23 protein-coding genes are annotated in these 18902 nt (G+C 62.4%); 1 reads left to right on the forward strand and 22 read right to left on the reverse strand.

What is annotated here, in order from left to right; genetic code table 11:
• Window positions 1–4 precede the first annotated feature (4 nt).
• The 22 genes from E0L15_RS02040 to glnA all read right to left on the reverse strand — a co-directional run bounded on the left by E0L15_RS02040 (window position 5) and on the right by glnA (window position 17401).
• Window positions 5–874 (reverse strand): NAD(+)/NADH kinase, encoded by an 870-nt coding sequence (locus tag E0L15_RS02040; protein WP_087229327.1) that lies wholly within the window; start codon window positions 872–874, stop codon window positions 5–7.
• Window positions 871–1680, reverse strand: a complete 810-nt coding sequence (locus E0L15_RS02045) for a TlyA family RNA methyltransferase (protein WP_168124390.1) — start codon at window positions 1678–1680, stop codon at window positions 871–873. Before E0L15_RS02045 ends, E0L15_RS02040 begins: the two co-directional genes overlap by 4 nt.
• The gene (gene dxs, locus E0L15_RS02050; RefSeq protein ID WP_347565965.1) at window positions 1673–3508 is read right to left on the reverse strand and encodes a 1-deoxy-D-xylulose-5-phosphate synthase; all 1836 of its coding nucleotides are present in this window, start codon (window positions 3506–3508) and stop codon (window positions 1673–1675) included. Before dxs ends, E0L15_RS02045 begins: the two co-directional genes overlap by 8 nt.
• A 27-nt stretch (window positions 3509–3535) precedes the next feature.
• Window positions 3536–3973 carry a divergent PAP2 family protein gene (locus E0L15_RS02055; RefSeq protein ID WP_087229318.1) on the reverse strand — a complete coding sequence of 146 codons (438 nt, stop codon included), beginning with the start codon at window positions 3971–3973 and terminating at the stop codon, window positions 3536–3538.
• A gap of 17 nt (window positions 3974–3990) precedes the next feature.
• Window positions 3991–4878 (reverse strand): polyprenyl synthetase family protein, encoded by an 888-nt coding sequence (locus tag E0L15_RS02060; protein ID WP_168124391.1) that lies wholly within the window; start codon window positions 4876–4878, stop codon window positions 3991–3993.
• Window positions 4868–5110 carry an exodeoxyribonuclease VII small subunit gene (gene xseB, locus E0L15_RS02065; protein WP_087369202.1) on the reverse strand — a complete coding sequence of 81 codons (243 nt, stop codon included), beginning with the start codon at window positions 5108–5110 and terminating at the stop codon, window positions 4868–4870. The genes E0L15_RS02060 and xseB overlap by 11 nt, the downstream gene beginning before the upstream one ends.
• On the reverse strand, window positions 5101–6321 hold the full coding sequence (gene xseA, locus E0L15_RS02070; RefSeq protein WP_168124392.1) for an exodeoxyribonuclease VII large subunit: 1221 nt from the start codon (window positions 6319–6321) through the stop codon (window positions 5101–5103). Before xseA ends, xseB begins: the two co-directional genes overlap by 10 nt.
• On the reverse strand, window positions 6318–7259 hold the full coding sequence (locus E0L15_RS02075) for a DNA-binding protein (protein WP_168124393.1): 942 nt from the start codon (window positions 7257–7259) through the stop codon (window positions 6318–6320). Before E0L15_RS02075 ends, xseA begins: the two co-directional genes overlap by 4 nt.
• A 28-nt stretch (window positions 7260–7287) precedes the next feature.
• The gene (gene nusB, locus E0L15_RS02080; RefSeq protein ID WP_087229301.1) at window positions 7288–7746 is read right to left on the reverse strand and encodes a transcription antitermination factor NusB; all 459 of its coding nucleotides are present in this window, start codon (window positions 7744–7746) and stop codon (window positions 7288–7290) included.
• Between the two features lie 231 nt (window positions 7747–7977).
• Window positions 7978–8346 carry an Asp23/Gls24 family envelope stress response protein gene (locus E0L15_RS02085; protein WP_168124394.1) on the reverse strand — a complete coding sequence of 123 codons (369 nt, stop codon included), beginning with the start codon at window positions 8344–8346 and terminating at the stop codon, window positions 7978–7980.
• Window positions 8347–8453: 107 nt separating this feature from the next.
• Window positions 8454–9029 carry a SpoIIIAH-like family protein gene (locus E0L15_RS02090; RefSeq protein ID WP_087369205.1) on the reverse strand — a complete coding sequence of 192 codons (576 nt, stop codon included), beginning with the start codon at window positions 9027–9029 and terminating at the stop codon, window positions 8454–8456.
• Between the two features lie 27 nt (window positions 9030–9056).
• Entirely contained in the window at window positions 9057–9581 is a 525-nt protein-coding gene (locus tag E0L15_RS02095; protein WP_168124395.1) for a stage III sporulation protein AG, read from the reverse strand.
• On the reverse strand, window positions 9578–10066 hold the full coding sequence (locus tag E0L15_RS02100; RefSeq protein ID WP_168124396.1) for a hypothetical protein: 489 nt from the start codon (window positions 10064–10066) through the stop codon (window positions 9578–9580). Before E0L15_RS02100 ends, E0L15_RS02095 begins: the two co-directional genes overlap by 4 nt.
• Window positions 10063–11157 carry a stage III sporulation protein AE gene (locus E0L15_RS02105; protein WP_168124397.1) on the reverse strand — a complete coding sequence of 365 codons (1095 nt, stop codon included), beginning with the start codon at window positions 11155–11157 and terminating at the stop codon, window positions 10063–10065. Before E0L15_RS02105 ends, E0L15_RS02100 begins: the two co-directional genes overlap by 4 nt.
• A gap of 11 nt (window positions 11158–11168) precedes the next feature.
• Entirely contained in the window at window positions 11169–11558 is a 390-nt protein-coding gene (locus E0L15_RS02110; RefSeq protein WP_087229283.1) for a SpoIIIAC/SpoIIIAD family protein, read from the reverse strand.
• Complete coding sequence (gene spoIIIAC, locus E0L15_RS02115) at window positions 11555–11749, reverse strand: stage III sporulation protein AC (RefSeq protein WP_087229280.1); 195 nt, start codon at window positions 11747–11749, stop codon at window positions 11555–11557. The genes E0L15_RS02110 and spoIIIAC overlap by 4 nt, the downstream gene beginning before the upstream one ends.
• A gap of 14 nt (window positions 11750–11763) precedes the next feature.
• Complete coding sequence (locus E0L15_RS02120; protein ID WP_168124398.1) at window positions 11764–12276, reverse strand: stage III sporulation protein AB; 513 nt, start codon at window positions 12274–12276, stop codon at window positions 11764–11766.
• Window positions 12273–13172 carry a stage III sporulation protein AB gene (locus tag E0L15_RS02125; RefSeq protein ID WP_168124399.1) on the reverse strand — a complete coding sequence of 300 codons (900 nt, stop codon included), beginning with the start codon at window positions 13170–13172 and terminating at the stop codon, window positions 12273–12275. The genes E0L15_RS02120 and E0L15_RS02125 overlap by 4 nt, the downstream gene beginning before the upstream one ends.
• A 120-nt stretch (window positions 13173–13292) precedes the next feature.
• Complete coding sequence (locus E0L15_RS02130; protein WP_168124400.1) at window positions 13293–14513, reverse strand: LL-diaminopimelate aminotransferase; 1221 nt, start codon at window positions 14511–14513, stop codon at window positions 13293–13295.
• Between the two features lie 74 nt (window positions 14514–14587).
• Window positions 14588–15379: a diaminopimelate epimerase gene (dapF, locus tag E0L15_RS02135; protein ID WP_168124401.1), complete on the reverse strand. Its 792-nt coding sequence runs from the start codon at window positions 15377–15379 to the stop codon at window positions 14588–14590.
• A 97-nt stretch (window positions 15380–15476) separates the two neighbouring features.
• Complete coding sequence (locus tag E0L15_RS02140; RefSeq protein ID WP_087229265.1) at window positions 15477–16019, reverse strand: ANTAR domain-containing protein; 543 nt, start codon at window positions 16017–16019, stop codon at window positions 15477–15479.
• 50 nt (window positions 16020–16069) lie between these two features.
• Window positions 16070–17401: a type I glutamate--ammonia ligase gene (gene glnA, locus E0L15_RS02145; protein ID WP_087369214.1), complete on the reverse strand. Its 1332-nt coding sequence runs from the start codon at window positions 17399–17401 to the stop codon at window positions 16070–16072.
• A gap of 380 nt (window positions 17402–17781) precedes the next feature.
• On the opposite strand from glnA, the gene E0L15_RS02150 reads away from it, so the two are divergent.
• On the forward strand, window positions 17782–18902 hold a 1121-nt coding region (locus tag E0L15_RS02150; protein WP_168124402.1), incomplete at its 3' end, for a PEP/pyruvate-binding domain-containing protein.

Below are 18902 nucleotides of genomic sequence, written 5' to 3' on the forward strand. Positions count from 1 at the left end.
CCTCTCACGCCTTTCCCAATTTCTGATTGATAACCTCGTAGAAGGTCCGTCCGGTGAGCTTCACAAGCCGGGTCACGTGGCGGGACCGGCGGCACTCCACCCAATCCCCCGGCTGGACCTTGAAAGCCCGGCCGCCGTCCACCGACAGGCTGGCATTTTTCCGGCTGCCTGGGGCCAGCCGCACCCCCACCGACCGCTCACTGCCCAGCACAAAGGGCTTGGCGTGGAGGGAGTGGGCGCAGATGGGAGTGATGATCATATTCTCCGCTGTGGGCTCCACAATGGGGCCTCCTGCCGCCAGAGAATAGGCGGTGGACCCGGTGGGGGTGGCAATGACCACTCCGTCCCCGGAAAAGGAGGAGATCACCGTCCGGTCTCCTGTCACCTGCAAGTCCAGCACCCGGGCCACCGAAGTGCCCTTGGTGACCACAGCGTCGTTGAGGGCGGTCTCGGAGAACACCCGCCGCCCGTCCCGGCGCACGGTGATGTCCAGCATCATCCGCTTCTCAATGGTGTACTTCCCTGCCGTCAGGCGGCTGAGCATGGACAGCTCATGCTGCTCCAACTCCGCCATAAAGCCCACGCTGCCCAGATTGATGCCCAGCACCGGAATCTGGTGGGCGTTGGCGTCCCGGGCGGCGTGGAGGATGGTGCCGTCCCCGCCAAAGCACACCAGCACATCGGTGTCCTCCAGCTCGGCGCTCATCTGCCCAAAGGGCTGATGGGCGGGCAGGTGGACCCGGCTGGAGTCCTCCAGGTCAAAAGGCAGGCAGATGACCACCTGGGCCCCGTTGTCCTCCAAAATCCGCTTGGCGGTCATGGCTGTTTTAAGCCCCCGGTCCCGGTAGGGGTTGGGGCTGAGTAGCACCTTCATGGATTCTCTCCTTCCAGCTGGGCGTGGGAGCGACGCACCAGGTCCTCCAGGTCGCCCCACTCCGGCTCTCCCGGCTTGGCCTGCATATACCCCAGATACTCGATGTTGCCCTCTGGGCCACGAATGGGAGAGAAGTCAATGCCCTTGACGGTAAAGCCCGCCTCGGCGGCATGCTGGGTGAAGTGCTCCAGCACCTCCAGGTGGACGGAAGGGTCCCGGACCACGCCCTTTTTGCCCACCTTCTCCCGTCCGGCCTCGAACTGGGGCTTGATGAGGGCCACCACCTCCCCGTCCTCGCTCATGAGCTGGCGCAGAGCGGGGAGAATCAGCTTCAGAGAGATAAAAGAGACGTCAATGGAGGCAAAGTCCAGCACGTCGGGGATCTCGTTATGAGACAGGTACCGGGCATTGGTGCGCTCCAGCACTACCACCCGATCGTCGCTGCGCAGAGACCAGGCCAGCTGGCCATAGCCCACGTCCACGGCGTACACCTTGGCCGCCCCGTTTTGCAGCATACAGTCGGTAAAGCCTCCGGTGGAGGCGCCAATGTCCGCCGCTATCTTGCCCTTAAGGTCGATGGGGAAGTGCTTCATAGCCTTCTCCAGCTTCAACCCGCCCCGGCTGACGTAGCGCAGGGTCTGGCCCCGCACCTCTAGGGCCGTATCCTCATCCAGGGTCATCCCCGCCTTGTCCAGGCGCTTCTCCCCAGAATAAACCTGTCCGGCCATGATGATGGCCTGGGCCTTTTGGCGGCTCTCCACCAGCCCCTTCTCCACCATCAGCACATCCAAGCGTTTTTTAGCCATTGGCGATCACCTCCATTGCTTTTTGACAAATTCCTGCCCCGTCGATGCCGGTCATCTCCCGCAGCTGGGACACCGAGCCCTGGGGCACAAACTGGTCTCCCAGATTCACCAGGGCCGCCTTCACAGGTACCCCGGCCAAAGCCAGTTCCGAGATGATGGTACGTCCCACGCAGCCGGAGTCGTTGCACTCCTCGGCTACAATGAGCCGCCCGGTTTTCTCACACAGGCGGCGGATGGGGCCCATATCCAGGGGACGGATGCTGTTGAGCTTTACCACCGCTACAGAATGTCCCCGCTGCTCCAAGAGCTGGGCGGCCTGGAGCACCTGGTCTACCATGGTGCCATAGGCCACCAAGGTCACGTCGGTGCCCTCCTGAATCACCGTGGTGCCGTCCACCCCGGCCATCTGGGTCCACTGCCCTTCCCCGCCCCGGGGATAGCGAATGGCCACCGGGCCGGTCATCTCACACACCGCATGGCGGAGCATGGCCCGCAACTCGGCAAAACTGGCAGGGCACAAAATCTGCATCCCGGGCACCGTGGACAAAAAGCCCACGTCAAACACACCGTGGTGGGTCTCGCCGTCCTCTCCCACCAGGCCCGCCCGGTCCACGGCCAGGATGCCGTGGAGGTTTTGCAGGGCCATGTCGTGGATGAGCATGTCATAGCCCCGCTGCAAAAACGTAGAGTACACCGCAAACACCGGCAGGGCTCCCTGCTTGGCCAGACCTCCGGTCATGGCCACCGCGTGGCCCTCAGCGATGCCCACGTCAAAGAATCGCTGGGGATAGCGGCGGGCAAACTCGTCCAGGCCAGTGCCCAGCCGCATAGCTGCCGTGATGGCCACCAGCTCCGGTTTTTCCTCGGCAAGCTGGCACATGGTCTCCCCAAACACCGAGGAGAAGTTGGTACCCCCTGCCTTGGACACCGCCAGCCCCTTCTCCACGTCAAAGGGGCCCACCCCGTGGAACTGGTCCGGTTGGCGCTCTGCCGGTGTATAGCCTTTCCCCTTTACAGTCTTGACATGGAGCAACACCGGGCAATTGAGCTCCTTGGCGTAGCGGAGCATCCGGGTGAGGTAGCTCACGTCGTGGCCGTCCACAGGGCCCAGGTAGGTAAAGCCCATGTCCTCAAACATGGAGTAGCCCAAGATGGCGTCCTTCACCATCTTCTTGGCCCGGTGGGTGACCTTGTAAACCGCTTGTCCCACGGCATTTTTCCCAGTGACGCTGCGGTAGAGCTTTTTCAGGTGCAGGTACTGGGGTTTGAGGCGCTGTTGGGACAGGTGGGCGGCCACGCCGCCCACGCTTTTGGTGATGGACATGCCGTTGTCATTGAGAATGACAATGAGGGGCTCGCCGCTGCTGCCCGCATCGGCCAGGCCCTCAAAGGCCAGGCCGCCGGTGAGCGCGCCGTCTCCGATGAGGGCCAGCACGCTGTAGTCTTCCTTGTTGACGGTGCGGGCCCGGGCCATGCCCAGGGCCACGGACACCGAGTTGGAGGCGTGGCCAGCGATGAAGGCGTCCGCCCGGCTCTCGTGGGGCTTGGGGAAGCCGGACAGGCCGCCGAACTTCCGCAGGGTGTTCATGGCCGAGCCCCGCCCGGTGAGGAGCTTGTGGGCGTAGCACTGGTGGCCCACGTCAAAGACCAGACGGTCCACATCCAGGTCAAAGACCCGGTGCACCGCCACCAAGATCTCCACCACGCCCAGACTGGAGGCCAGGTGTCCCCCGGTCTTGGAGACCGTCTGGATCATCTGTACTCGCAGCTGCTGGCACAGCTGTCTGGCCTGTTGGTCTGTCATCTCGCTGTATTGCTGAGGCAACACGCGGCTCCACTCCTTCCTGTATGGGGGTTACAGCAGAAAATACGCTCCAGCTGTCCCCACGACGACACCCAGAACCGCCCCGGCTGCCACTTGCAGCGGGGTGTGGCCGATGAGCTCCTTGAGCTCCTCGGCAAACAGCTCGGGCTTGTATTCATCCCAGTTTTTCATGATGTAGTTGAGGATTTTGGCCTGCTCTCCCGTCTCCTTGCGGACGTTGGCGGCGTCGTACATCACCACAAAGGCCACCACCACCGCCAGGGCAAACACCGGCTGGTCAAACCCGGCGGTCATGCCGATGCCGGAGGCACAGGCACACACCAGGGCCGAGTGGGAGCTGGGCATTCCGCCCCCAGTAAACAGGTAGCTCCAGTCCACCTTGCGGTAGACCACCACGGAGATGAGCATCTTCAACGCCTGGGCAATGGCCCAGGCGGCCACAGCCAGAAATAAGATGGGTGAGATCATGGCGTATACCTCCCTTTTTAGTGGTCCCGCTTGGCCAGGGCATCCGCCAGAGCACAGAGGAACTCGCTACTGTCCGGGAACGCCTCCTGCACCGCCAGCTTGGCCCGGTGGGTATACCGCTGCACCAGCTCCTGGCAGGAGTCCAGGCCGTACAGGGTCACATAGGTCACCTTGCCGTTCTCCCGGTCGGACCCCACGGGCTTGCCCAGCTGCTGGGTGGTGGACTCCTCGTCCAGCATGTCGTCCCGAATTTGGAACGCCATACCCAGGCCCTGGGCGTACTCCTTGGCCGCCTTCCACTGTGCCATGGTGGGGGCCACCGGGGAGGCAGTGAGGCCCAGCAGACAGGCGGCCTTGAGAAGGGCCGCCGTCTTCCAGCTGTGCACCAGGTTCAGCCGCTCCTCGGTCTGGTTGTCCCCGTTCATGTCCAGGTACTGCCCGGCGCAGATGCCCTGAATGGCACCCGCCGCCTGGGCCAGCACCGCACAGGCCTCGCCGTTGGATTCCACACGCTGGGTACGCCGGGAGGTGGCCAGCCGGGAAAAGGCCTCCGCCTGGAGGGCGTCTCCGGCCAGCACAGCGGTGCACTCGCCGTACACCTTGTGGCAGGTGGGCTTGCCCCGGCGCAGGTCATCGTTATCCATACAGGGCAGGTCATCGTGGATGAGGGAATAGGTGTGAAGCATCTCCACTGCCACAGCGTAGTCCACAGCGGGCTCCATGGACCCGCACAGGGCCTCACAGAACTTCAGCACCAGCACCGGACGAATCCGCTTGCCCCCGGCCAACAGGCTGTACCGCATAGCCTGCAACAGCTCTTGGTGGGGGCCCATATCCAAAAGGCTCTCTTTCAGGGCCTGCTCCGCCATCTGGCGGGCCTGCTCATATTGTGCCTCATAGTCCATCGTTTTGTTCTCCTTCCTGGAAGGGGACCTCCTCCTGAGCCTCTCCGCCCAGCAGAAGGCGGACCTTCTGCTCGGCCTGGTCCAGCATCTGGGTGCAGTGGGCGGCCAGACCGGTCCCCTCTTCAAACAGTTTCAGCGACTGGTCCAGGCTGGACTCGCCTCGTTCCAGCTGGGAGACAATCTCCTCCAGCCGCTTCATGGATTCCTCAAAGCTCTTCTTCTTTACCGCCACTGCTGTTCCTCCTTTTCTTCCACCCGGCAGTGGTACACGCCATCTGCCACCAGCACGTCCATGGCCTGGCCAGGCTGTACCTGCTCCACCGTGGTCACCGCCCGGCCCTCTGCCTTGGCAATGGCATAGCCCCGGCTGAGCACCTTCAGCGGGCTCATGGCATCCACTCGGCCCGCCAGCCCCGCCAACTCCACTCGGCCCCGGCGCAGGGTGCGCTCCAAGGCCATGGCTAAACGGCGCTGCACCCCATCCAAACGCATGCGCTGGTCGTCCACCACCGCCACGGGGTTGCGCAGCACCCGGCTCTGCTCCAGACGTCGCAGTTCCTTCCGGTCCCGGTCCAGCTGGACCTCCATGGCCTGTCTCAGCCGGAAGGTGAGCCCCTCCAGCCGCTGCCGCTCCTGTTGCTGGTCGGGCACCGCCAGTTCGGCGGCGTTGGAGGGAGTGGAGGCCCGCAGATCCGCCACGTAGTCGGAGATGGTCACATCCGGCTCATGGCCCACCGCCGAGATGACGGGGATGTTGGACAGGGCAATGGCCCAGGCCACCGGCTCCTCGTTGAAGGCCCACAGGTCCTCCCGGGAGCCACCGCCTCGGCCGGTGATGATGAGGTCGATGTCGTCTCGGTTGTTCACCTGGTGGATGGCGGCGGCGATCTCCTCTGCCGCCCCCTCCCCCTGCACCCGCACCGGCACCACCAACACCTCAGTCAGGGGCCAGCGCTGGCGCAGAATGCGAATCATATCCCGCACCGCAGCCCCCGCCGGGGAAGTCACCAGGGCGATTCGCCTGGGATAGGCGGGCAACGGCTGCTTCTTGGCCGGGTCAAAGAGGCCCTGGGCCTCCAGCTTCTTTTTCAGCTCCTCGAAGGCCCGGTCCAGGGCTCCCCGCCCATCCTCCATCAGCTGGGTACAGTACAGCTGATACTGGCCATCCCGGGGATAGACGGACACCCGGCCGTAGGCGATCACCGACAGGCCGTTGACGGGTTTAAAGCGCAGCCGGGCCGCATCCCCCCGGAACATGACGCAGCGGATGCTCCCCTGCTCGTCCTTGAGGGAAAAGTAGTGGTGCCCGGAGGGGTAACACTTGTAGTTGGACACCTCGCCCCGCACCAGCAGTCCCCGCAGCAGCGGGTCGCCGTCCACCAGCTCCTTGAGATACCCGTTGACCTGGGAGACGGAATAGACGGGTAGTTGGGCGCCGCTCACGGCTCAATCCCCCGTTCCACCGCCCGGTGGGCCAGGATGGCCACACCCAGGGCGTTGTCCGTGGAGTACTGGGGCGGCGCAAAGATGGCCCCCAGAGGCTCCAGGCGACTGCGCAGCAGAGAGTTGGAGGCCACGCCGCCGGAACACAGCACCGGCAGGTTTCCGTATTTTTTCTGGGCCCAGGCGGTGGTGCGGGCCAGCACCGAGGCCAGGGTCTCAAAGGTGAATCGGGCCACGTCGGCGGGGGCTACCCCGGCCTCTGCCATGCCCTTGATCTTATTCTCCATGCCGGACAGGGAGAAGGAGCCCTCCTTGGTCTTCACCACAAAGTACTTCTCCTCCTGAGAGTCCCGGCTGAGCACGTCCATGGCCTTTCCCGCCGGGAAGTCCAGGCCCAGCATGACGCCGATGCGGTCCACCAGCTGGCCCGCGGAGATGTCCGAGGTGCCGCCGATGAGCTGGGCTTGGACGGTGTGCCCGTGGGGATGCACCACCAACAACTCGGTGGTGCCGCCGGACAGGTGCCAGGCCAGGTGGGGCTGGTCCATCAGGTCCTCCCGCCCCGCCGACCAGGCAGCCGCCGCAATGTGGCCCTGCTGATGGGAACAGGGATAGAAGGGCACGCCCAGAGCGGCGGCCAGAGACCGCCCCTGTCCCTCGCCCACCAGGAAGCAGGGCATGTAAGACCCCTCCACTTCCCGGGGCTGGGTGGAGGCGCCCACGGCCCGGATTTCTCCGATGGCCCCTTCGGCCCGCAGCGCCTCGGTCATCAGGTGCAGCCGCTTGACGTGCTGAAACACTGCCTCGCTCTGACGCAGACCCAGGGAGCCCTCTTGCACCGTCAGGAGACGGCCGTGGTTTACCCCCACTCTGCCGTCAAACACCGCCGCCGACGTGGTATAGTTGCTGGTGTCAAATCCCAAACACATTCCTGCCATCCTTGTCCCCTCCCTCGTTGTCTTCTCGTCAGTCCTGTTCCTGGGGAAACTCCTCCCGGACGAATGCGCCCAAGATACCGTTGACAAACCGCACCACGTCCTCATCCAGGTACTTCTTGGAAATTTCCACTGCTTCGTTGATGGCCACCTTGTTGGGCACATCGGGCATGTACAAAATCTCGTACATGGTCAAGCGCATGATGGCCGCCGCCACCCGGTCGATGCGGGAGAACCGCCATCCCTTGGCGTGGCGCTCAATGTAGCCGTCCAGCTCGGCACCGTGGTCGGCCACCCCCCGCACCAGGGTGACAATATACTCTTTGAGCCCTTCGCCGGGGAACTGGGCGTACAGCTCTTCCTCCTGGCCTCTGGCTGCAAAGGCCTCTTCCGTCAGCTCCCGCTCCAGCAGCTGGTCCGCCTTCAGGTTGGAAAACGCCAGCTCAAAGGTGAGATGCATCGCAATTTCCCGGGCTGTTTTTCTGGTCATGGAACCTTCATCCTTTCGCGGCTCACCCGCCGCCTAATCTAAAAGGGGTATACTCCCCCAATGTGTATATACATTGATTATACACGCAATGGTGGGAAAAGAAAACCCCTTTCCCGCCCCCTGCGACGAATTTGGACAAATGGGCAACCCAGCCCCATTCCCCGCAGATTCCCTGTGCAAAACGCAAAAGAGCCGCTGCGCATCCCACGCAGCGGCTCCGCCTTGTTTTGTTTACTTCTGGAAGGTCACGCCGGACACCGTGACATTGACCCCGGACACGTCCAGGCCGCTGGTGTTCATCACCGCGTTCTGAATGGCGTCCTGCACGTTCTTGGCCACCTCGGGCACCACGTAGCCGTACTTGACCAGGATGGTGACGTCCACCATCACGGCCTCGCCCTCCACCTCCAGGTGGACGCCCTTGGCCACGCTCTTGCGGGTCACCAGAGCCGCCACGTCGTTGGTCAGGGTGGTGCCCAGAGCACTCACGCCGTCCACTTCCATGGCTGCCGCCCCGGCGATGACGGCCAGAACCTCCTCAGAGATGTTCACACTTCCCAGCTCTTCCTGGCGGGAGATATATTCCTTGCCTTCGGCCATACTGCCTCACGCTCCTTCTTCGTTGTCAGGGCAGCCAAACGTCCGCCCGGTTTCAGATAACTGGAGACATTATACCACCGCAAGGCCTAAAATACAATCCTGTTTTTCTAGGGTTTGGCCTCAATGATCTTGATCTGATCTGCGCTGAGTCCCGTTTCTTCCCGCACAATCTCCACGATTTTCGCAATGTCCGTCTCGCTCAGTCCCTGGTCTGTGGAGGACACCACCAGGTTGACTCCGTCCTCCCCAATGAAGCACACACAGTCTCCGTATCCCTTGGCGGTGACCAGGTTCTCCACCTGGGCCTCCGAGAGGGTGTCGTCGGCCATGGTCTGGATGGAGGCGTTGGCCTCATCCACCACCTTCTGGTCCGCCTTCTCGTCGGCTGCCGCCTCCTGTAGCAGCTCCAGGGCGCTGTCCCGGGCCTGCTGCCGGTTGAGCCGGGCGCTGGCAAAGTAGCCGCTGCCCGTCTCCTCCTCCGTCTGGCCCTCTGCCGTCTCTCCATCCTGCTCCTCGTCCACGCCATTGACCAGGGTGGTCTGGCCCAGCACCTTGCCGTCACTGCCGTCGGTGCCGCTGCCCTCTCCGGTGAGTTGGTTGTTGTAGGACCAGTTGAGATACACCGCCACCCCCACAAACAACACGATGGCCAACACCACTGCATTGCGTTTCCAAACGCTCATCCTTCTACCTCCTAAATGACATCGAATTCAGTCGCCCGCACATATGGTAATCCGGTCCGAGCCCAGCCCGGTGAGGGCCGACACCGCCTGGGTGATGGCCAGCTGCACCTGGGGGTCGTCCCCGCCTGGGCACACCACCAGCGCCCCTCGAAAACTGGGGTAATACTGGGTCAGCAGAACCACTTCCTCTCCATCCTCCCCGTCGCAGATCACCGTGGTCTGCTCCTGGGAGCTCTCCTTCTCTCCCTGCTCCTCCACCCGGTCCTCAGCCAGCACCCGCTCCACCCCCTGGTCCAGGGAGAGGAGCACCGTGGCGTCCCCCGCCCCTTGGATGCGGGAGATGGCCTGAGCCAGCCGCTGTTCCAGCTCTTCCACCGAGAAGGACTCCTCCTCTGCCTCCTGGCCCTGGGCGTCCGGGCCCGAGGTAGCGGTATGCTGGGTTGGCCAGGCCACCAGCACCAGCCCCACCACGGCCAGAACCAGCACCAGCTTGTATTGCCGCAGCCAGCTGCGCCACTGCTCTCCATTGGGCATGTTCCAATTCCACTTCACCCCGATATCACCTCAAAGCTCTGGCGCTCATAGGGAATCCCCAGGTCCGCCTGCATCATGTCCGCCAGGGCGTCTCTCTGCGCCTGGGTCCAGGTCCCTGTTAAGCAGGCTGACCACGGCTGCGGTATCTCGTCATCCCATGCAACCACCACCTCCACCTGACACGTCACACCCAGCGATTCCGCCTTGTCCAAAATATATGCGCCGGTTTCCTCCTCTATGATGGATTCATACAGCAATTGATTTTGTTCCATGAGCGCCTCCTCTGCCTCCTCCATGGCCCGAGTATCCCATTGCAGCATCTCCTGCCAGTCCTCTTCTTCCATGCCCACCATGGGCCCCAGGGTCACCAGCAACAGCAGCAGGCTGCCCACCAGCTTGCACACCCGCTGTCCGCCACCCCCCTTCACCAGGGCCCCGGACACCACCATCACAATGGACGCACAGGCCACACCCAGCAGCCACTGCTCCATCCAGCCGCTCATCCGGTCACCGCCGATACCGAGGACACCAGAGTCACCAACAGTAGCAGCGCACAGGCTCCGGTCATCCCCATGATGAGACCAAAGGCCCCGCCAATCTGCTCCACCAGTCCGCACACCCGGCTCTGGCCCATGGTGGCCGCCAGGGCCGCCACCAGCTTATAGAGCAGATAGTGCACCAGCAGTTGGAGCACCGGCACCAGGCAGATCCCCAAAATCGTCACCATGCCAAACACCCCCACCGAGCTGCGCAATATCCCAGCTGAGGCCAAAATGGTCTCCGAGGCGTCGGACAAAATGCCCCCCACCACCGGAATGGCCCCGGAGATGGCGAACTTGGCCACCTTCATGGACATGGCGTCCACCGAACCGGAGACCACCCCGCTCATGGATAAATATCCAACAAACACCATCATCAGCACCACCAATACCGAGGTGGCCACCCATTTCAGCCACCCGGCCATCTGCTTGAGCCCCGGATTGCCCAGAGCCGCCCACGCCACACTGGCTGCCACATACCCGTAGACCATGGGCAGCAGCACCCGCTGGATGACGTTCATCAACAGGCTGGAAAACCCCGCCGCCGCCATCTGACGGGCCGCCGCTCCGGCAATGGCCCCGGTGGCGGCGGTGGCCCCCGCTACCACCGGCAGCAGCACCGTGGCAAAGGCGGTCATGCGCTCCATGGCGGTACACCCCAACCCCAACAGGGAGGACATGTCCGCCACCGCTGCCACCGTCACCGCCAGAGCTCCCGCCAGGGACACCACCGGAATCTCATTTCCCCCACCAGCGTCGTACACCGTCTGGGCCAGTCCGCACAGCAAGAGAATGACAAAGAGGATGGTGGCCGAACGCACCCCAGCCCGGACGATGCCGAACATCTCCCCCTTTCCCGTCTCCACGAGGCTCTGGAGTCCTTCGTCCAGGCTCTCCCCATAGACGGCGCTGCCCCCCTGCTTTTCGGCCTCCCGCTCCATCTCCTCAATGCCCAGAGCGTCCTCCTGGCCCTCCAACACCTGGTCTGTGGAGACGGCCCGGGCCGGAACCACACACAGCAGCAGCGCCAGACACAGCGCCCACATCCACCGCATGTTCTCCCCTCCTAACTCAGCAGTTCTTCCAGCAGCGACAGCACCCCCTGGAGCAGGGGCATGGCCGCCACCAGGCCCAACACCGTCCCCGCCAGCTCCACGGCGCTGGCCAGGCCGTTTTCCTTGGCGTCCCGGCAAAAGTCGGCAGTGAATTTGCACAGCATGGCGATGCCTGTGGTCTTCATCACCGGGGCGATGAGCTCCTGAGAGATTCCGCCCGCTTCGGCCAACCGTTGGATATAGCCCACAATCAGCCCCAACTCGCCAGACACCGCCACCAACACGGCCACGGCGGCACACAGGGTGAGCACCAGGGCGATCTCCGGGGCCTGCTTGCGCACCACCACCCCGCACACCACCGCCACCAGCACGCCCCCCGACACCATGACCATCTGGCTCATAGGTCAAACAAGGTCTTCACCAGGTCAAAGAGGGCGCTGATCTCCTGCACCACCATCATCAGCACCACCACCAGAGCCACCAGGGTGGTCATGGTGGCCATCTCATCCCGTCCAGACCGGGCCAGCACCTGGTTGAGCACTGAGACCAAAATGCCAATGGCAGCGATTTTAAAAATTAAGTCCACATTCATCCCTAGGTGTCTCCTTATACGAATAAGATCATCAAAACCGCCCCAGACGTCACCCCTAGAGCGCCGTATACCCGACCCAACCGCCGCCGCTGCTCACAAGCCTGAGTCAGCTGCTCCTCCAGCTGCTCCCGGGTGTGCTCCAACGCCTGGCGCTGGCTCTCCCCGTCATACTGGCCCAACACGGACCCCAGGGCGTCCAACAGCTCCACGTCCAGCTGCTCCAGCCGCATCTGGCTGGCCTCCCCCGCCTGCTGCCACACCTGGGCAAAGGTGCGGCCCCGCAGGTTCTGGGCCCCGTGGGCGCACAGGGCGAAAAACTCCCCCGGGGCTCCCTGACACTGTTGGGCGGCCAGGTTCAACGCATCGGGCAACGGGGCCAGCTTCCAGGACAGCTCCCGCTGCACACACTCCAGCCCCACCAACAGGCCCCGCAGGTCCTTCACACGCCCATCCAGGTGTGCGATAGCCCCCAGCCCCAGGCCCATGGCCCCGCAGGCCAAACAGGCGGCCCCCATCAGACGAATCATGCCACCACCTCCACCCGGGCGGTGCGGTTTGTTCCGCTGCCTCGGAGCAGTACCACCCGGCGAAACACTCCGGACTGCCACAGGCGGCGATACACCGGACGCCGTTGGAAATCCTCCATACATGCCCCGTGGGCAGTGGCCAGCAGGGATACCCCACACCCCACCGCCTGGACCATAGCCTCCACATCCTCCATCTGGGTGATCTCATCCATGGCGATGACCTGTGGATTCATGCCCCGCAGCAGAATGGACACCGCAGCGGCTTTACCGCACCCGTCCAGAATGTCGGTGTGCCGCCCTACATACATCTGAGGGGTACCCTGCCACATAGCGGCAATCTCTCCCCGCTCGTCTGCCACCGCCAAGCGCAGCGGCGGAGCGGCCACCCCGTCGGACAGCCCCCGCACCAAGTCCCGGAGCAAGGTGGTCTTCCCCGCCCCCGGTGGAGCAAAAATCAGGGTATTTTGCAGCCGCTCCCCCTCCATCAGCTGGGGAAGCAGGGCCTCAGCCTGTCCCACCACCGGGCGGGCAATGCGCACGGACAGGGAGGAAATCTCCCGCAAGGTGGCCACCTTCCCGTCCCGCACCACAGCGGTGCCGCAGATGCCGATGCGGTGCCCGCCCCGCAGGGTGAGAAACCCACGCTGCACCTGGTCCAGCACCGTGTGGGCAGAGGCCTGGCTGGCCTGTTCCAGCACCTGCCGGAGCAGTTCCCCCGTCACCACCAGCTCTCCCACGTCTTGTTCTCCGTCTCCGTCCAACACCGTGGGCAGAAATCCCTGACGCAGGCGGATCTCCTCCGCCCGTTCCCGCTTCTCCTGGGGCAGCTGTTTGAGGGCACACCGGAGATGTTGAGGCATCAGGGCAACCACCTGCTGAAATGGGCTGTCCACCATGTAACTCCCTCCCTTTCGTATGGTACACCCCATTGTATGAGGGCCTGTCCCGGGGTATGACAGGCAAAAAAGAACTGCCCCGCCAGATGGCGAGACAGTTCTCAGTGCGTTTGATGAAATTTAGCCCAAGACAGACACGATGCGTGCCACAGCCTCCTGAGTGGCCTGGGCATCGCCGAAGGCGGTGACTCGGATGTAACCCTCGCCGCTGGGGCCAAAGCCTGCACCAGGGGTGGTGACCACGTTGGCCTTCTCCAGCAGCAGGTCGAAGAACTCCCAGGAGCCCATTCCCTCCGGGGTCTTGACCCAGATATAGGGGGCGTTGACGCCGCCGGACACGGTGAGGCCCGCTTTCGTCAGCCCCTCCCGGATGACCTGGGCGTTGCGCTGGTAGTAGGCGATGGTCTCCTTGACCTGAGCCTGACCCTCGGGGGAGTACACCGCTTCCGCGCCCCGCTGCACCACATAGGGCACCCCGTTGAACTTGGTGCACTGGCGGCGGTTCCACAGACTGTTGAGCGAGGCCCCGCCCCGCACCAGCTCCTTGGGCACCACGGTGTAGGCACAGCGGGTACCGGTGAAGCCGGCGGTCTTGGAGAAGGAGCGGAACTCAATGGCACAGGTCTTGGCCCCTTCAATTTCAAAGATAGTGTGGGGAACATCCCCCTGGGTGATGAAGGCCTCATAGGCGGAGTCGTAGAGAATCACCGCATCGTTTTCATTGGCATAGGCCACCCATGCCTCCAGCTGCTCCCGGCTGGCCACCGCTCCGGTGGGGTTGTTGGGGAAGCAGAGGTAGATGAGGTCCACCTTCTCCTCCGGAATGGCGGGAGAGAAACCATTTTCGGCGGTGCAGGGCATATACACCAGCTTGGACCAGTGCTGGCTGGCCTCGTCATAGTCCCCGGCTCGGCCTGCCATGGCGTTGGTGTCCACGTACACAGGGTACACGGGGTCACACACAGCCACCACGTTGTCCACACCGAAGATATCTCCGATGTTGCCGCAGTCGCTCTTGGCGCCGTCAGAGACGAAAATCTCATCGGGGGCGATGGTGACGCCCCGGGCGGCGTAGTCGTGCTGGGCAATGGCTTGGCGCAGGAACTCATAGCCCTGCTCGGGACCGTAGCCGTGGAAGCCAGCCCCGGTGGCCATCTCGTCCACCGCCTTGTGCATGGCCTCGGTGACAGCAGGAGCCAGAGGCCGGGTCACGTCTCCGATGCCCAGCTTGATGAGGGATTTATCCGGGTTTGCCTTGGCATATGCCGCCACTCTCCGGGCAATTTCCGAGAAGAGATAGCTGCCGGGCAATTTCAAATAGTTTTCGTTGATGGTGGCCATGGGTGTTCCTCCTGTATTCAGCTGTTTACAGCATTAAAATTCTCCGTTTATTGTACAACATCTTCCACCTGGGGTCAATGGGTAAGTTCACCGTCGAACACCGTCACAGCGGGTCCCGTCATATGCACGTGCCCATCCTCCCCCCAGGAGATGGACAGCTCCCCGCCAGGCAGGGCCACCACTGCGCTCCGTTCCGTCACGCCAGAGGAGGCCAGAGCGGCCAGGGCAGCGCTGGCTCCGGTGCCGCAGGCCATGGTCTCCCCACTGCCCCGCTCCCACACCCGCATGGCAATGTGGGCCGTGTCCCGGGGGGCCACAAACTCCACATTCACCCGCTGGGACAGCTTAGGATGGACCTCCAGCTGGGGCCCCAGGCGTGTCACGTCCACCGCCGCTACATCCTCCACCAGACACACCAGGTGGGGATTCCCCATCCACACGGGAGTGCCCTCCACCTGGATGCCCTCCACTTGCAAGGCCATGGGCTTGCCCACCTGGGGCACTCCCATATCCACGGTGACCTCCGCCACCTTTCCTCCCTCCACTTGAAGGTCCACGGTGCGGACACCGCCACCGGTCTCCACGGTGAGGCGGGTCTTCGTGGTCAGCTTCCGGTCGTATACGTACTTGCCCAGGCAGCGGATGCCATTGCCGCACATGGTCCCTCGGGAGCCATCCGCATTGAACATGGCCATGCGGAAGTCCGCGTTCTCCGATGGGCAAATGCAGATCAGCCCATCTCCCCCCACTCCGGTATGGCGGTGGGACAGCTGCCGGGCCAGCTCCTCCGCCCCCTCCGGCTCCCCCTGGGGGCAGTAGAGAAAGATATAGTCGTTGCCCAGCCCGTGCATTTTGGTGAAGTTCATACCACCACTCCCTTCCCTGGTGTTATATGAAGGGAAGGAAGGAGAGATACCCGAAAAAAAGCGAGGAACAGCCCCTAGACTGTTCCTCGCCAATCAATTATATGGAATTTCCCAGCACAATGCGGGCGGTCTCTGCCAGCTTAGAGCCGTGGTCCATGCTCTCCTTTTGCAGAAAGCGGTGGGCCTGTGCCTCTGTCATGCCGTGTCGGTCCATGAGCAGTGCCTTGGCCTGAGCCACCAGCTGGTTCTCCTCCTCACTGCGGTGGATGTGCACCGGGTACTTGGAGACCCGACGGCGGGCAAATTGCAGCAGCATCCGCACCGACGCCAGCAGGTCTCCCCGGCTCACCGGAGCAGGCAGCTGGAAGATCTCCTCGGTTTCGCACAGCTCCAGCCGATTCTGGGGGGCCACCATCAGCATCACACACTGCTGCGGCAAGTCGTAGTACAGGTCCTCCCCCGCTCCATCAGGGAACTTGAACCCGCACACCACCACGCCCAGCCCCTGCTTGTTCACCAGGCGGCGCACCTCGGAGGCGCTGTGGCACACCACACACTCTGCCACGCCGCCGCTCTCCAGCACCTCGGAAATGCTGGCCGCTGTCTTGCGGTTTTCAAAGGCTACGATTACTTTTTGCACAAGATCTCACACTCCTCCCATCACCTGTTGCCCAAGGGCAGCGGGAGCGATCAATAGTTGATCATGTACTTGTCCAGCTCCCAGCTGGACACACGAGTGCGATACTCCTCCCATTCTCTCTCCTTGCCGGCGATAAACTGGCAGGCCACGTGCTCACCCAGAGTGGACATGATGAGCTTGTCCTTCTTCATCAGCACCAGAGCCTCGTCCAGAGAGCCGGGCAGGGCCTCGATGCCCCGGCGCTTGCGGGTGGCGGGGGTCATGTCGAAGATGTTCTCGGTGATCTCGGCGGGGAGGGTCAAATTCCGCTCAATGCCGTCCAGACCGGCGGCCAGGCACACGGCCAGGGTCAGATAGGGGTTGCAGGCGGGATCGGGGCTGCGCAGCTCCACGCGGGTGGACTGGCCACGGGCGGCGGGGATACGGATGAGAGCAGAACGGTTGGAGGCAGACCAGGCCATGTAGCAGGGGGCCTCATAGCCGGGCACCAGACGCTTGTAGGAGTTGACCAGGGGGTTGGCGATGGCGGTGATACCCTTCATGTGGTGGAGAATACCAGCCATGAAGGCGTAGGCCTCGTGGGAGAGCTTCTTGTCGCCGTTCTCGTCAAAGAACACGTTCTTGCCGTTGCGGAACAGAGACATGTTCACGTGCATACCGGAACCGGCAATGCCGAAAATGGGCTTGGGCATAAAGGTGGCGTGGAGGCCGTTCTTCTGGGCGATGGTCTTCACCGCCAGCTTGAAGGTCATGATCTTATCGGCGCACTGCACGGCGTCGGAGTACTTGAAGTCGATCTCGTGCTGACCGGGGGCCACCTCGTGGTGAGAGGCCTCGATCTCATAGCCCATCTTCTCCAGGGCCAGGCAGATCTCGCGACGGGTGGACTCGCCGTGGTCCAGGGGGCCCAGGTCAAAGTAACCGGCCTCGTCGTTGGTCTTGGTGGTGGGACGGCCCTCCTCGTCGGTCTTGAAGAGGAAGAACTCGGGCTCGGGACCTACGTTGAAGGCATCATAGCCCATGTCGTGGGCCTTCTTCAGCACGCGCTTGAGAACACCACGGGGATCGCCCACAAAGGGAGTGCCGTCGGGGTTGTACACGTCGCAGATCAGCCGGGCCACACGGCCGTGCTGGGGACGCCAGGGGAAGATGGCAAAGCTGTCCAGATCGGGGTACAGATACTGGTCAGACTCGTTGATACGCACAAAACCCTCGATGGAGGAGCCGTCCAGAGTGATCTGGTTGTTCAGAGCCTTCTCAATCTGGGAAGCGGTGATGGCCACATTCTTCAGCTGACCGAAAATGTCGGTAAACTGCATGCGAATGAAGTTAATATCCTCTTCCTTGACAATGCGAATGATGTCTTCCTTGGTGTAACCCATTGTTCATTCCCCTTTTCTTTCGATTCGTCCGGCTGAAACCACCCCGGCCTAGTGGAGAAAAAAGGTTGTCCTTCTCCGCCTTTTTTCCTAAAACTATCTGTTGAAGTAATTCTGTGTTCAGTATAGCATGAACCGCTATTTTGTCAACGGATTTTTGCACCGATGCAAATTTTCATCGCAAAAATCAAGTTCACAACCTTGAGAAGCGCCATTTTCGCGTTTTTGCACAGAAGCCTTTTTCTCACATTTTTACCCAATCGACATCGCCACTTTGCACAAACCGCACGAAATTCTTCTTGACTTTTTGGTCATATCTATCTAGAATGTCATCATAAGCTTTTCCCTGGTAAAGGGCAGCACACGAAAACGGAGGAATGTATATGTCTCACAAGTATGTCTATTTGTTTTCCGAAGGAAACGGCAACATGAGAGAATTGTTGGGCGGCAAGGGCGCCAACCTGGCCGAGATGACCAACTTGGGCATGCCCGTTCCCCAGGGATTTACCATTACCACTGAGGCTTGCACCCGTTACTATGAGGACGGTCAGGCCATTGCTCCAGAAATCCAAGAGCAGATTCTGGAATATATCGTCAAGATGGAAGAGATCACCGGCAAGAAGTTCGGCGATCACGAGAATCCCCTGCTGGTCTCCGTCCGCTCCGGCGCTCGGGCCTCCATGCCCGGCATGATGGACACCATCCTGAACCTGGGCCTCAACGAAGAGGTGGTTCAGGTCATGGCCGAGAAGTCCGGCAATCCCCGCTGGGCCTACGACTGCTATCGCCGCTTCATCCAGATGTACTCCGACGTGGTCATGGAAGTGGGCAAGAAGTATTTCGAGGAGCTCATCGACGAGATGAAGCACGCCCGGGGTGTCACCCAGGACGTGGAGCTCACCGCCGACGACCTGAAAGAGTTGGCCGAGCAGTTCAAGGCCGAGTACAAGGAAAAAGTCGGCGCCGACTTCCCCACCGATCCCAAGGAGCAGCTGATGGGCGCTGTCAACGCCGTGTTCCGCTCCTGGAACAACCCCCGCGCCATTGTCTACCGCCGCATGAACGACATTCCCAGCTCCTGGGGCACTGCCGTCAACGTGCAGGCCATGGTATTCGGCAACATGGGCGACAACTGCGGCACGGGCGTGGCCTTCTCCCGCAACCCCGCCACCGGCGAGAAGAAGATCATGGGCGAGTTCCTGGTCAACGCCCAGGGCGAGGACGTGGTGGCCGGCGTGCGCACCCCCATGCCCATTAGCCAGATGGCCGAGAAGTTCCCCGAGGCGTACATCCGCTTTGAGGCCGCTGCCAAGGCCCTGGAGGACCACTATCACGACATGCAGGACATGGAGTTTACCGTGGAAAACGGCAAGCTGTACATGCTCCAGACCCGCAACGGCAAGCGCACCGCCACCGCCGCTCTGAAAATCGCCTGTGACCTGGTGGACGAAGGTCAGATCACCGAGCAGCAGGCTGTGCTGATGATTGACGCCCGCAATCTGGA

The sequence above is a fragment of the Pseudoflavonifractor sp. SW1122 genome, from assembly GCF_012027765.1.
Taxonomy (GTDB): domain Bacteria; phylum Bacillota; class Clostridia; order Oscillospirales; family Oscillospiraceae; genus Enterenecus; species Enterenecus faecium.

What these genes read in the sequence shown, in the direction of transcription:
- E0L15_RS02120 (WP_168124398.1), bottom strand. Translation starts at nt 12,276, where the DNA reads ATGATTCGTCTGATGGGGGCCGCCTGTTTGGCCTGCGGGGCCATGGGC.
- E0L15_RS02040 (WP_087229327.1), bottom strand. Translation starts at nt 874, where the DNA reads ATGAAGGTGCTACTCAGCCCCAACCCCTACCGGGACCGGGGGCTTAAA.
- E0L15_RS02110 (WP_087229283.1), bottom strand. Translation starts at nt 11,558, where the DNA reads ATGAGCCAGATGGTCATGGTGTCGGGGGGCGTGCTGGTGGCGGTGGTG.
- E0L15_RS02045 (WP_168124390.1), bottom strand. Translation starts at nt 1,680, where the DNA reads ATGGCTAAAAAACGCTTGGATGTGCTGATGGTGGAGAAGGGGCTGGTG.
- glnA (WP_087369214.1), bottom strand. Translation starts at nt 17,401, where the DNA reads ATGGGTTACACCAAGGAAGACATCATTCGCATTGTCAAGGAAGAGGAT.
- E0L15_RS02105 (WP_168124397.1), bottom strand. Translation starts at nt 11,157, where the DNA reads ATGCGGTGGATGTGGGCGCTGTGTCTGGCGCTGCTGCTGTGTGTGGTT.
- E0L15_RS02090 (WP_087369205.1), bottom strand. Translation starts at nt 9,029, where the DNA reads ATGAGCGTTTGGAAACGCAATGCAGTGGTGTTGGCCATCGTGTTGTTT.
- dapF (WP_168124401.1), bottom strand. Translation starts at nt 15,379, where the DNA reads ATGAACTTCACCAAAATGCACGGGCTGGGCAACGACTATATCTTTCTC.
- E0L15_RS02100 (WP_168124396.1), bottom strand. Translation starts at nt 10,066, where the DNA reads ATGAGCGGCTGGATGGAGCAGTGGCTGCTGGGTGTGGCCTGTGCGTCC.
- E0L15_RS02060 (WP_168124391.1), bottom strand. Translation starts at nt 4,878, where the DNA reads ATGGACTATGAGGCACAATATGAGCAGGCCCGCCAGATGGCGGAGCAG.
- E0L15_RS02130 (WP_168124400.1), bottom strand. Translation starts at nt 14,513, where the DNA reads ATGGCCACCATCAACGAAAACTATTTGAAATTGCCCGGCAGCTATCTC.
- spoIIIAC (WP_087229280.1), bottom strand. Translation starts at nt 11,749, where the DNA reads ATGAATGTGGACTTAATTTTTAAAATCGCTGCCATTGGCATTTTGGTC.
- E0L15_RS02125 (WP_168124399.1), bottom strand. Translation starts at nt 13,172, where the DNA reads ATGGTGGACAGCCCATTTCAGCAGGTGGTTGCCCTGATGCCTCAACAT.
- E0L15_RS02075 (WP_168124393.1), bottom strand. Translation starts at nt 7,259, where the DNA reads ATGGCAGGAATGTGTTTGGGATTTGACACCAGCAACTATACCACGTCG.
- nusB (WP_087229301.1), bottom strand. Translation starts at nt 7,746, where the DNA reads ATGACCAGAAAAACAGCCCGGGAAATTGCGATGCATCTCACCTTTGAG.
- E0L15_RS02055 (WP_087229318.1), bottom strand. Translation starts at nt 3,973, where the DNA reads ATGATCTCACCCATCTTATTTCTGGCTGTGGCCGCCTGGGCCATTGCC.
- E0L15_RS02085 (WP_168124394.1), bottom strand. Translation starts at nt 8,346, where the DNA reads ATGGCCGAAGGCAAGGAATATATCTCCCGCCAGGAAGAGCTGGGAAGT.